A 12,735-nucleotide genomic window follows, 5' to 3' on the forward strand; every position below is an offset into this window, starting at 1 on the left:
CTCCCCCGTCCTTCCCCCCCAATCAGATCAGCACGAAGTCGGTGGCGTCCAGCACCGGCTTGGTCGTCAGCTGCGCGATCTGCACCTGCGCCCCGGCGCCGTTGCCGTCGGCGTCGTAGAACAGGTTGCCGGTCGACTGGTCGTAGATCAGCCGGTGCGCCGCTGTCGTAGCCGCAGTGCCGAGCGTGAACGCCGCCGCATCCAGCGCGCCGGCCGGGCTGCCGGAAAACGCGGTGAAGGCCGAACGCACGATCTCGATATCGTCCACCAGGTGCTCGAAATCGCTGATCGTGTCGCGGTTGGCGCTCGCCTCGTTCACGTCGAAGCGGAAGCGGTCCGCTCCCGTGCCGCCGGTCATGGCGTTGATGCCGCTGCCGCCGATCAGCACGTCGTTGCCCGCGCCGCCCGTCAGCGTGTCGTTGCCTGCCGCACCGTTGATGGTGTTGTCCGCACCGTCGCCGGTCAGCGTATCGGCAAAGCCCGATCCGGTCAGGTTCTCGAACCCGCTGAGGGTGTCCGATCCGCTGCCCCCGGTCGCCTGCGCCGTCGCGATGGCCAGGCTCACCGTCACCCCCGCCGTCGCGCTGGCATAGCTGATGGTGTCCACGCCAGCACCGCCGACCATCACGTTGTTGCCCACGCTGGTGGTCAGCGTGTCGTTGAAGGCTGATCCCGTCACGTTCTCGATCGCGGACAGCGTATCCAGCCCCGCGCCCACCGTGTTCTGTGCCAGCGTGCTGCCCAGGTTCACGGTCACGCCCGCCGTCGCATTGGCATACGTCGCGGTGTCGGTGCCGTTGCCGCCCTGCAGGCTGTCGTCGCCCGCCCCGCCATCCAGCAGGTCATTGCCGTCGCCACCCGCAATCACGTTGTTGCCGGCATCGCCGGTCAGCGTGTCGGCAGAGCCCGATCCGGTCAGGTTCTCGATTCCCGTCAGCGTATCCAGCCCCGCGCCCACCGTGTTCTGCGCGCCTGCGATCGCCAGGCTCACCGTCACCGCCGTGGCGTTGGTGGCATAGCTGGCGGTGTCGATGCCCAGCCCACCGTCGAGCAGGTCATCCCCCGCACCACCGATCAGCACGTCCGCTCCATCCAGCCCATAGATCAGGTCGTTGCCGCTCGCGCCATTCAGCGTGTTGGCCGTGGTGTTCGCGCCGGTGATCGTGTCGTTGAACGCCGATCCGGTGATGTTCTCGATGCCCAGGAACTGGTCGTTGCCGCCCGCGCCGGTGTTCTGGAAGCCGGTGATGGCCATGTTCACCGTCACCGCACCGGTTGAGGCGACATAGGTCACCGTGTCCACGCCGTTGCCGCCGTTGAAGCGGTTCTGCCCCGCCGTGCCGAAGAAGGTGTCGTTGAACGCCGATCCGATCACGTTCTCGAACCCGCTGATCGTGTCGGTGCCGCCGCCGCCAGTGTTCTGCGCGGAAACCTGGCCGAGGTTCACCGTCACCGCCGCCGTCGCATTGGCGTAGCTGACGTAGTCCTCGCCCAGCCCGCCGGCCAGCGTGTCATTGCCGTCGCCGCCCTGGATCGTGTCGTTGCCATCGCCGCCGTTGATCACGTTCACCCCGGCATCGCCGGTCAGCGTGTCGTTGAAGGCCGACCCGGTCAGGTTCTCCACGCCGGTCAATGTATCGCTGCCCGCGCCGCCGGTCGCCTGCGCGCCGGACAGCGCAAGGCTCACCGTCACTGCCGCCGCCGCCGCGGCATAGGTCACCGTGTCGATGCCCAGCCCGCCGTTCAGCGTATCGTCGCCAAGGCCACCCTGCAGCGTGTCCGCGCCATCGCCGCCACTGATCACGTTGTTGCCGGCATCGCCGGTCAGCGTGTCGGCAAAGCCCGATCCGGTCAGGTTTTCAATCGAAACGAGCGTGTCCGTTCCGGCTGATCCGGTCGCCTGCGCCCCGCTGCCCAGCGTCACGCTCACGCCGGTGGCCGATCCGGCATAGCTTGCCGTGTCGCTGCCGATCCCGCCATCCAGCGTATCGTCGCCCAGCCCGCCTTCCAGCACATCGTTGCCATCGCCGCCGGTCAGCACGTTGGCCCCGCCATTGCCGGTCAGCGTGTCGTTGAAGGCTGATCCGGTCAGGTTCTCCACGTTGCCGATCGTGTCCAGCCCCGCGCCGATGGTGTCCTGCGCCGTGGTCAGGGCGAGGGTCACCGTCACGCCCGCTGCGGCAAGGGCATAGGTCACAGTGTCGGTGCCCGCGCTGCCGTCGATCTGGTCATCGCCCGCGCCGCCATCCAGCGAATCGTCGTTCTCGCCGCCAAACAGCTGGTCGTTGCCGTCACCGCCTTCCAGCGTGTCGTTGCCCGCTTCGCCATAGAGCTTGTCGGCTTCGGCATCGCCGCGCAGCGTGTCGTTGCCGGTGCCGCCATACAGGATGTCGAGCCCCGCACCGCCGTTCACCACGTCGTTGTCGGCATCGCCAAGGATCGTGTCGTCGCCGCCTTCGCCCGAAAGCGTGTCCGCCCCGGCATCGCCGCGCACCTCGTCTGCGCCGTCGCCCGCCAGCACGGTGTCCGCGCCCAGCCCGGCCAGGATCACGTTGTTCACCGCCGATCCGGTCAGCGTGTCGGCATAGGCGGAGCCGGTCAGGTTCTCGAAGTTGGCGATCGTGTCGGTGCCCGCCGCGCCGGTGTTCTGCGCGGTGGTCACCGCCAGGCTCACCGTCACCCCGGCCGTGGCGCGGGAATAGCTCAGCGTGTCCAGCCCGCCCAGGCCGTTCATCGTGTCATCGCCCAGTCCGCCTTCGAACACGTTGTCGTTGTCGGTGCCGGTCAGCGTGTCGTTGAAGGCGGTGCCGATCGCACCTTCGATGTTCACCAGCGTGTCGGTGCCCAGGTTCCCGCCAAAGGCGATGGTCTGCGAACTGGCGCTCACGGTAAAGTTCACGGCTGCGTTCGATGCAGAGAAATCCACCTGGTCGAGCCCGTTCTGCCCGTCCAGCGTGTCGTTGCCTTCGCCACCCGCCAGCGCATCGTTGCCTTCACCGCCATAGAGCAGGTCGGTGCCCGCGCCGCCGTTCAGCGTGTCGTTCTCGCCTTCGCCCTGCAGGTTGTCGTCGCCATCGCCCCCGTTCACCGAATCCGCGCCGCTGCCGCCATAGACGGTGTCGTTGTCCGCACCGCCATCGATGGTGTCGTTGCCGCCTTCGCCATAGAGGATGTCGTTGCCGAACTGCCCCTGCAGGTTGTCGTCATCCGCGCCGCCATAGATCTGGTCGGCATCGTCACCGCCCTGGATCGTATCGTTGCCGGCCTCGCCATAGATCGTGTCGGTGCCCGCATCGCCGCCGATGATGTCGTTGCCGGTGCCGCCTGCAAGGTAGTCGTTGCCTTGGCCGCCGGAAATCGTGTCGATCCCGTTGCCGCCGTAAAGCGTGTCGTTCCCGCCGTTGCCGCTGATCGTGTCGTCGCCGTCCAGGCCGTAGTACAGGTTCGCGCTGTCGCTGCCGAAATAGACGTTGGCCTGCGCCGTTCCCACTTCGGTCCGGAAGGGATTGCCGACAAAGTCGGAGATCTGCACGTCGGCGATGGTGCCGGGTGCGAATTCGACGACGAAGTCTGCGGCGGTGAGGGTGAGGTCGCGGTCGAGGTCGACGATCAGCACGGTCTTGGCTGTGCCGCCTGTGCCGATGCGGCTCCACCACACCTGGGTGAAGCCGGTGCCGAGGTCCGATCCGGGCAGGGCCGCGCCATCGAAGTACTGGGTGGAGGCGAGCTCGCCGCGGAATACCAGCGGGGGACCGTTGAAGCCGTAGGTGCCGCTGTTGTAGTAATCGACGAAGAGCTGGAGTTTGTCGCCTTCGGCCCGGTTGAAGTCGGTAATCACATGGGGCGCGGCAAGGCTGCCAAAGGTCTGGTAGCTGTTGCCGATGCGGAACGTGTCCGCTCCGGTACCGCCGGTCGCGGTGTCGCGGGCGTTGGCGTCCGTGCCGAGATAGACGAGGTCGTCACCGGCCCCACCGTTGAGGGTGTTGATGCCCGCGTTGCCGGCGATGTCGTCGTTGCCGTCGCCGCCGTTGACGGTGTCGTTGCCGTTTTCGCCACGCACGTAGTCTGAACCAAGGGCGCCATCGAGGGTGTCGGTGCCTTCGCCGCCATAGACGTTATCGTTGCCGTCGCCTGCGGTAAGGCTGTCGTCGCCGCCGTCGCCATAGAGGGTATCGTTGGCCGCAAGGCCGGTGACCGTGTCGTTGCCGTTACCACCGGCGATATATGTACCGGCGCTGCCGCCGATCAGGATGTCGTTGCCATCCTCGCCATAGATCGTGCCGCCGCCAGCGCCAGCGTTGATGGTGTCATCGCCCGTGCCGCCGGCAAGATAGTCGTCGCCCGCATCGCCGAAGATCGCGTCGTTGCCCGCCTCGCCATAAATCGTGTCGTTGTCGTTGCCGCCGCGCAGCGTGTCCACTCCGTCACCGCCATAAAGCGTGTCGTTGCCGTCATCGCCGTTCAGCGTGTCGAGCCCTGCGGCGCCATAAAGGGTATCGTTGCCGCCTGCGCCCGAAAGCGTGTCGTCGCCCAGCAGGCCATACATCGAGTTGGCGTCGACATTGCCGGTGGCGGTGTCGTTGCCTGCGGTGCCGACATAGGTCCGGAAGGGATTGCCGACAAAGTCGGAGATCTGCACGTCGGCGATGGTGCCGGGTGCGAACTCAACGACGAGGTCGGCGGCGGTGAGGGTGAGGTCGCGGTCGATGTCCATGATCAGCACGGTCTTGGCTGTGCCGCCGGTGCCGATGCGGCTCCACCACACCTGGGTGAAGCCGGTGCCGAGGTCCGATCCGGGCAGGGCCGCGCCATCGAAGTACTGGGTGGAGGCGAGCTCGCCGCGGAATACCAGCGGGGGACCGTTGAAGCCGTAGGTGCCGCTGTTGTAGTAATCGACGAAGAGCTGGAGTTTGTCGCCTTCGGCCCGGTTGAAGTCGGTAATCACATGGGGCGCGGCAAGGCTGCCAAAGGTCTGGTAGCTGTTGCCGATGCGGAACGTGTCCGCTCCGGTACCGCCGGTCGCGGTGTCGCGGGCGTTGGCGTCCGTGCCGAGATAGACGAGGTCGTCACCGGCCCCACCGTTGAGGGTGTTGATGCCCGCGTTGCCGGCGATGTCGTCGTTGCCGTCGCCGCCGTTGACGGTGTCGTTGCCGTTTTCGCCACGCACGTAGTCTGAACCAAGGGCGCCATCGAGGGTGTCGGTGCCTTCGCCGCCATAGACGTTGTCGTTGCCGTCGCCTGCGGTAAGGCTGTCGTCGCCGCCGTCGCCATAGAGGGTATCGTTGGCCGCAAGGCCTGTGACCGTGTCGTTGCCGTTACCACCGGCGATATATGTACCGGCGCTGCCGCCGATCAGGATGTCGTTGCCATCCTCGCCATAGATCGTGCCGCCGCCAGCGCCAGCGTTGATGGTGTCATCGCCCGTGCCGCCGGCAAGATAGTCGTCGCCCGCATCGCCGAAGATCGCGTCGTTGCCCGCCTCGCCATAGATCGTGTCGTTGTCGTTGCCGCCGCGCAGCGTGTCCACCCCGTCGCCGCCATAGAGCTGGTCGTTGCCGTCGCCCCCGCGCATGGTGTCGTCGCCGGCCAGACCATAGGCGGTGATGTTGCCCGCGCTCGCTGCCAGCGTGTCGTTGCCCAGCGTGCCGCGCCACACCGGGAAGGTGTCGGTGAAATCGTCCTGCGTCAGAACGTTGATGCCGTTGATGTAGGTGTAGATGTCCAGTTCCGAGAACTGGCCGTTGTCGTCCACGTCCACCCACAGCTCAACGCGGTTGTTCGCCGCGTCGTACCTCCACGAAACGTCGGCAAAGCCGTCGCCGACAAGCGCGGTGGGCAGCTGGACGCCGGATGATCCATTGGCGCTGAAGGTGAAGTTGATCGCCGTCGCGTTGAACGCGATGCCGCGGCCATAGGCGTAGGATGGCAGGTCGATCCGGTCCCCGCCGATCACGCCCGCGCCTTGGAAATCGGTGATCGTGTCGATCGTCGAAGGCGAGGAATCCGAACGCGGCGAATTGTAGCTAAGGCGGAAGATGTCGTCGCCCAGGCCCCCGGTCAGCGTGTCGCCGTCCAGCCCGCCCACGATGATATCGTTGCCGCCGCCGCCATTCAGCACGTCCTGCCCCGCGCCGCCGGTGATGGTGTCCGCGCCGCTGCCGCCGGTGATGGTGTCGGTGCCCGCGCCGCCCGTGATGGTCATGGCGTTGGTTGCGGCCGAACCGTTCAGGAACAGCAGGTCGGTCTGCCCCTGCCCGCCAGCGTCGATCACGCTGACATTGGTCGCGGCGTTCAGGATCAGCCGCACTTGCCCTGCGCCGATCGCGAACTTCTCAACGTTCAGCACGGTTGCCGCATCGAACGTGATCGCGCTCGCGTAAGTACCGGAAATCGAAAGGATGTCGTAATCCGTGCTGCCGTCGATGCGGTCCAGCGTGTTCAGGTTGGCGCCCACCGTGATGTAGTCCGCGCCGGCCCCGCCGTTCACTGTGTCGTTGCCGGTGCCGGTGATGATCTCGTCATCCCCGTCGTTGCCGTTCAGCGTGTCATTCCCGGCGCCCCCGTCGATCAGGTCGCTCCCGGTGCCGCCGTTGATGGTATCGTCGCCGTCCAGGCCTGAAAGGATATCGTCCCCACCGTTGCCCGAGATGGTGTCGGCGCTCGCCGTTCCGGTGAAGGTATTGGCCAGTTCGTCGCCAACGTAATCAACCATGGGTGCTCTCCCGCTACGTCCGTGGGTCCCGAACGAGAACTTTGCAAAGGCGGGAGACTATTCACCACACTGGATAAGTGAAAATACTTATTGGTCCGATGTGGTTTACATTCTTCTATGCATAATCAATCACATAGACCGTTCGGCCGGATCAATTCGGGACAAGCCTGCAAACCCGCCTGCCGCATCTGGCACAATTCCGCGTCAGTTCCGGACCGTGACGTCACGATTCCGCGCAGTAGCCGACAAGTCATGATGCAGCGAATGTCCGAAAATTTGTTCGGGGTGAGAGTCATTGCATCAGCCCCGGCAGGATGTTCAGGCAATGTTGCTGTCGACGTTCGCCTGACCCGCGCATCGGCTCGTTCAGGCGTTTTCAGCCGCCCTCAATCCGCTTCAACCCGCCCTCAGTCGATTTCAACCCCGTGTCAGTCCTTCTCAACCTATGCCGCGCGGCAGGCGGCGGAGGCAAGCCTGATATCGCATCAAGGCATTGATATAAAAAGGAAAATGGTCGGGGAGACAGGAGCCGACCTTTTGTCCTAAAATTTTGTAATAAAACCAAAAATAGAAATCGAAATTTTGCAGTTACCTTCCCGGTTACCAACAGAAAAATTGGCTGGAAATGGTTCCTTGCTTGCCAATCGAGTCAATTTTTCTGACGGCTCAGCCGTACCATCAATTACGGCACCCTTGCAATTCTGCGAGGCAGTTGGACGCCCTGCGCGCGCAACAGTGCGCCAGCGGGCGTCTGGCAACGAGCGAGGCAAGAGTGCCAGCGGGTCAGCAACAAAGACTCCGCACCCTCAGGAGCGCGCAGCGCGGGACAGAGTGCGTCAACCCAATTTCCCGCTCAATTTCATCAGACCAAATTGAGGGAGCGAGAACCTGAGGGCGGGCTCTACGGACCAACGCGCACTATGCAGTTTGTCGGTGACTTGGCCTTCTGTGCTTGCAACCGGCAGCGATCGATCGCGTTGCGATTGTCGAACGACAGCGTGGCTGCTTGGACTACTTCTTCCCAACGAGCAGGATCAGCAGACTGGAGGAGTTTCGCTCCGGCATCAACGAGAGTTGGCGCGCCGAGCGCGCGTTTCGCCATGCGTTCAGGCAATTGCCAATTGTCTGGCAGCGATCTGGCAATGGGACCTGCCAAGCCAACCCACAACACTACGCCGGTCAGAACGCCGATCCCGACTGCCTTGACTGTCTGCTGGCGCTGAACGGCGGCGGTGCGGACCGTGCCCACGGTCCGTCGCAAGTCTTCACCAGCGGCTCTCAGCTCTGACTGCGCCTGGATCAAGCGGTCGTGATCCGATCGCCGAGCCGCTTCCGCGGCCTGGGCGATGCGCTCGGCCATTGTCAGCGGGGTATGCTTGAGGGCAGGCTCTGCCGCAATCTGCGCAACCGCTTGAGTGACTTTGGCGAGATCGCCAGCGAGCTTGCCAAGTGTAGCACTGTAGTCTGGTGCAGCCATCTCGACGCGCTCGGTGGACAGATGTTCGACAGCGTGGCGCATCAAGGCCATCTGGCGTTCGAGTCGGACAAAGGCCTGGGTGGCGGGGTCAGCTCGCCCATCGACTGGTGCGCTTGATCGCACCCCCGGCTCCGGCTCGTCTTCCGGCTCGAGATCAAGGTCAACGTCATCTGTGTCTTGCATCTCACTTCTCCTTAAAGCCCGATGTCGAACGGGCGGGTACGTTCCTTGCCGAGGGTGTCCGCAAGCTCGAGGTGCAGGCTGCGTTCCGGGCGCTGCTCGAGCCCAAGTTCCTTGGCCTTGCTGCGCAGCTGGATCTCGAGCTCGGGATCGCGCTCAAGCCCCTTGGTCATGCCGCGCATCTGCGCGGCGAGCTTGCGCGCACCAGCCTCATCGCCTTGCTCGCGCAGCTGGGTACGCTGCGCCTCGAGCTGCTTCCAGTCGCCAACGAACCGCTCGGCGCGCAGCACCGGGTCAGGGCGTATCGCGGCCTCGTGATCCATCGCCCGGATCGCGTCCCGGCTGCGGCCAGCAGCGGCATCGCCAACGAGATCCGGACGGCGCGTGAAGGCAGCAGCGAGATCGCGAGTCGCCTCAGGTCGCAGCGCATCGAGCGCCTGCGCTGCGTGGTCCAAGGCTTCATTTTGGTGGGGCAGCACGGGTAGCCCTTGCTCGTGCATCCGGGCGATGTCCTGGAAGCTGCGCGCATAGCGCTCGACCGCGCGGCTCTCGGGGGTTCCGGCCGGCTTCTGGGCAGGCAGGATTTCGAGCCCGTTCTGCCTAGGCCGGAACCCGTCAAAGATGCCGCGTACCTTCTCGGGAACCTTGCGCGCCAGTTCGGCAATGCGTTCGCGGAAGGTGATCCCGCGCCGCTCGGCAAAGGCCTTGACCGGGTCCTGCTCGGCGTGATCGCTGGCCAAGTCCTTGGCGCGCTCGCGCCCCAACAGGCGGACCAGCTTCGACTGGTCGGCAAAATCGTCCTTGCCGTAATGAAGGTCCGTTCCATCGCGATGCCGCGAGAGCGCGACGTAGCTCGCGTGGCTGTCCATGCCGGGCGTGGCCAGCACATGGCTGCGATCGACCGTTACCCCTTGTGCCTTGTGAATTGTTGCGGCGTAGCCGTGGTCGATATGGGCATATTCGCGGGTCTCGAAGGCGACCTTGCGGCCATCGTCAGTGTGCACGGCCATTCGGGAAGATTGCGCTGCCTCGACTGTGCCCAGCGTCCCGTTCTTGATGCAGAGGCCGCGCTCATTGCGGAGGAACATGATCCGGTCGCCGGACGCGAACTGGCGCTCGCCGCGCGCGGTCTCGACAGTGGCATCACCGCCCAGATCGCCCGCCCGCCGCATCCGGTCGCGTGCCATCAGGTTGAGCTCGCGCACCTCGTCGTTGGTGTGGGTCAGGATGATCCGGCTGGCCGATGGATCGGCTTGGCGTGCGCTATCCCATCGTGCGATCAGCGCCTCACGCGCGGCTTCGCGCGTATCGACCGCATGGACCGTGCCATGCTCGTCATAAGCCCTGATCGCTTCACGAGTACGGCCGGTCGCAAGGTGCCGCGTAGCATCGCGCTGCCAGTCGGCATGCTGGCGCCTGATCTCGGTGATCTCGACCCCGCCGTGGCGCTCGTGGAGCGCGCGGAAGGCCGCCCCGGCTTCGATCGCCTGGAGCTGCTGCGGATCGCCGACCAGCACCACTTTGGCGCCTGCGTCGGCAGCGCGGGAGAGCACGCGTTCCATCTGCCGGGTCCCGACCATTCCGGCCTCGTCGATCACCAGCACATCGCGCGCGGTGAGGAGCTCGTTGCTCTTGCTCCACGCATGTTCGAGACTGGCGATGGTGCGCGAGGCGATCCCCGATCCGGCCTCAAGGTTCTCGGCGGCGATGCCCGACAAGGTAGCACCGCGCACCGCGTATCCTGCACCCTCCCAGGCCTCGCGCGCGACCCCGAGCATGGCACTTTTGCCGGTGCCAGCATAGCCTACCACCAACGCCAGGCCGAGTCGGCCGGTGACATGTTCGAAGGCCGCGTGCTGCTCGCCAGAGAGCGTCAAGCCACGCGCCGCGGAGCGCTCCAAGGCACGAACTTGCTGCTCGGGACTGACCACGTGGGCCGCTCGGCTTGAAAGATTATCCGCAGCACTTTGCAACCGCTGCTCGGTGTCGATCATCGCCCGCGAGGTGAACCGCTCCTGCCCGCGTCCATCGATGCCAAGCGCGACGAGTTCGGCGGATTTACGCACCGCGCTCAGCACTGCATCGAACTGTTCCTTGCCGTCGCTGTGGCGGTGGACGAACGCAGCGAGATCGCGCCGGGTGAATGTCGCCAGGTGATGCGTGATGGCGTCAAGGGCAAGGGCCGGATTGGCGATGATCCGCTCCCCATTGCGCTGGGCAATTGCGCGGTGTTCCTCGATCCTTTCGGCTTCGAGTCCGCGCCCGCCGATGCGCGAAGCGGTGGGACCGATCTTGTCCTGTGGTTCAAGCGCAATGCCCTGGTCGGCAAGGCTGCGGTGATCGATCCGCGCGTCGATATCGCGTGTCGCAAGCGCCAGATTGACGTGCTCGGCCCAGTGCTCGCGCCATTGTTCGATGAGCTCGCTGCGGTTCCACTCGCGGACCTTGGCACCGAACTTGTCGCCAACGACTTCGCGCATGGTCAGCATGACGTGAGCATGGGGTTTGGCCTGGCCGTCCTTGCCCACATCCCAGTGCACATTGAGATCGGCAACCATGCCTTCGGCGACGAACTCGGCCTCAACGAACTCGCGGGCGAGCTCGATCGCGTCCTCCTGGCTGAGCTCACGGGGGAGGGCGAACTCGACCTCGCGGGCGAGCTGTGCGTCCTTGCGCTTCTCGGCCTTCTCGACCGCGTTCCACAGCTTCGCGCGGTCGGCGAGCTCGGGGCTGGCGCCCTCGGGGAGCAGCACTTCGGAATGCACGACGCCAGCCTTGCTGGTGAAGTCGTGATCGCGATCGATCCGCTCGTCGTGTAGCCGCTCGCCGGCACGATAGGCGGCGGCGGCCACGCTGCTGCGCCCGCTTGAGCGACCGATCACTTTCGCGCTGAAGTGGAAGATTGCCATAACGGCAATCCAGTTACGCCATCAAAGCCGCGTCGGCACGACGTATAAGCGCGCCCTCTCTCGAAAATTTCTCGCTCGGGACTCAGCCGTATCAGACTGTCCCATTGACCTTGCTGCATTGGGATCAGGCCAGCCGTACAATCGGCACATCACCTCTCAATGGAGCCAAAGGAATGCGCAAACCCCGCGATATTGATTCGGAACTGAAGGCGCTCGCCGACAAGGCGAGGCAGCTCAAGGAGCGCCGCGTGCGCCAGCTGGGCGAGCTAGTCATCACCACAGGTGCTGACGCGCTCGATCCCGACGAGCTCGCCGGTGCGCTGCTCGATGCAGCGGGCAGCGACGCGGCACGCAAGGAGGGCTGGCGCAGACGCGGCGCGACGTTCTTTCAAGGGAAGGGGAGCAAGCCTGCGCGCCGAGCTCAAGACAAGCAGGACGGCGCTGCTGCGCGCGACAGCGGCGCGGCATCGGCTTGAGGCGAGGAAGGCGAGGACCGACATGCGCGACTGGCAAGTCCAACGCCGCGAACGCACCCGCCAGCTGATCGAGCTTGGCGGGCTGGTCGTGAAGGCGGGCCTGGTCGAACTCGCCGACGATGACCGTGCCGCGCTCTACGGAGCGTTCCTCACGGTCGCGGCCAAGCTGCGCGGGGAGGAGGGTGCCAATGCCCTGGTGCTGTTCCGCCGCAAGGGCAGGCGTTCTTTCGGTGCCGAGGCGGAGGAAGCGGAGACAAAGGCAAAGCGCCCCGGCGGACACACCGCCGGGGCGTGAAACGGCGCTACTTGGCGCGCCGCTTTTTGGGTTCTTCCTTGCCGGCTTCCTTGGCCTTGGCGAGGAAGTCGACCTGCTCGGCGATGATCTCGCAGCCATAGCGGATCTGGCCTTCGCTGTCGGTCCAGCGCGAGTAGTGGATCCGGCCAGTGACCATGACCATCGCGCCCTTGGTGACGTGTTCGGCGACGCACTTGCCGACGCCGTTGAAGCAGGTGATCCGGTGCCATTCGGTCTCGGTCTGGCGGTTGCCTTCGCTATCCTTGAAGCTGCGGGTGGTGGCGAGCGAGAGGTTGGTAATTGCGGCGCCCGACGGGGCGGTGCGGACCTCGGGATTGTTGCCGACGAAGCCGACGAGGGTGACGGTGTTCTTCATGAGACTGATCTTTCGAAGCTGATCTTCCGTCCAAGGGACCATCCCTTTGACTGAGCCCCGATGAGGCTGGGCACGGACAGGTCTGCACCGAGCGGAGCGAGGGAAACGTCGCTCGAAGGAGTGGTGCGGGCAGGCATGCGAAGCATGACCACACGGTCCGCATGAGCGCGCGTTGCATGGCCTGGCAGAGTTCGGTCAGGGGTGCGGATTAGTCATTAAAGGGGATGGCGCATTGGGCGGTGGTTGATAACGGTTACGTGTCATTGACACCATCAACACGACCGACGTCGTTCAAAAATGGGATGTCGAA

General features: G+C 65.0%; 6 protein-coding genes. 2 read left to right on the plus strand and 4 right to left on the minus strand.

Annotated elements, in window-relative coordinates; translation table 11 throughout:
* Positions 1-22: 22 nt before the first annotated feature.
* The 3 genes from POM99_RS14050 to traA all read right to left on the minus strand — a co-directional run bounded on the left by POM99_RS14050 (position 23) and on the right by traA (position 11,278).
* Positions 23-6,712, minus strand: coding sequence for a calcium-binding protein (locus tag POM99_RS14050; RefSeq protein ID WP_277278897.1), 6,690 nt, complete (start codon positions 6,710-6,712; stop codon positions 23-25).
* Between the two features lie 901 nt (positions 6,713-7,613).
* Positions 7,614-8,372 carry a DUF6118 family protein gene (locus tag POM99_RS14055; protein ID WP_277278899.1) on the minus strand — a complete coding sequence of 253 codons (759 nt, stop codon included), beginning with the start codon at positions 8,370-8,372 and terminating at the stop codon, positions 7,614-7,616.
* Positions 8,373-8,383: 11 nt separating this feature from the next.
* A complete protein-coding gene (gene traA / locus POM99_RS14060; RefSeq protein ID WP_277278901.1) occupies positions 8,384-11,278 on the minus strand; it encodes a Ti-type conjugative transfer relaxase TraA in 2,895 nt (964 codons plus the stop codon).
* A gap of 173 nt (positions 11,279-11,451) precedes the next feature.
* Here traA and POM99_RS14065 point away from each other — a divergent pair, with 173 nt between their 5' ends.
* Positions 11,452-11,754, plus strand: a complete 303-nt coding sequence (locus POM99_RS14065) for a conjugal transfer protein TraD (protein ID WP_277278903.1) — start codon at positions 11,452-11,454, stop codon at positions 11,752-11,754.
* A gap of 22 nt (positions 11,755-11,776) precedes the next feature.
* Complete coding sequence (locus POM99_RS14070; RefSeq protein ID WP_277278906.1) at positions 11,777-12,049, plus strand: conjugal transfer protein TraD; 273 nt, start codon at positions 11,777-11,779, stop codon at positions 12,047-12,049.
* Positions 12,050-12,056: 7 nt separating this feature from the next.
* On the opposite strand, the gene POM99_RS14075 is transcribed toward POM99_RS14070, so the two are convergent.
* Positions 12,057-12,425, minus strand: a complete 369-nt coding sequence (locus tag POM99_RS14075) for a single-stranded DNA-binding protein (protein WP_277278908.1) — start codon at positions 12,423-12,425, stop codon at positions 12,057-12,059.
* Positions 12,426-12,735 lie beyond the last annotated feature (310 nt).

It is taken from the genome of Novosphingobium cyanobacteriorum (genome assembly GCF_029436685.1).
In the GTDB taxonomy this organism is placed as follows: domain Bacteria; phylum Pseudomonadota; class Alphaproteobacteria; order Sphingomonadales; family Sphingomonadaceae; genus Novosphingobium; species Novosphingobium cyanobacteriorum.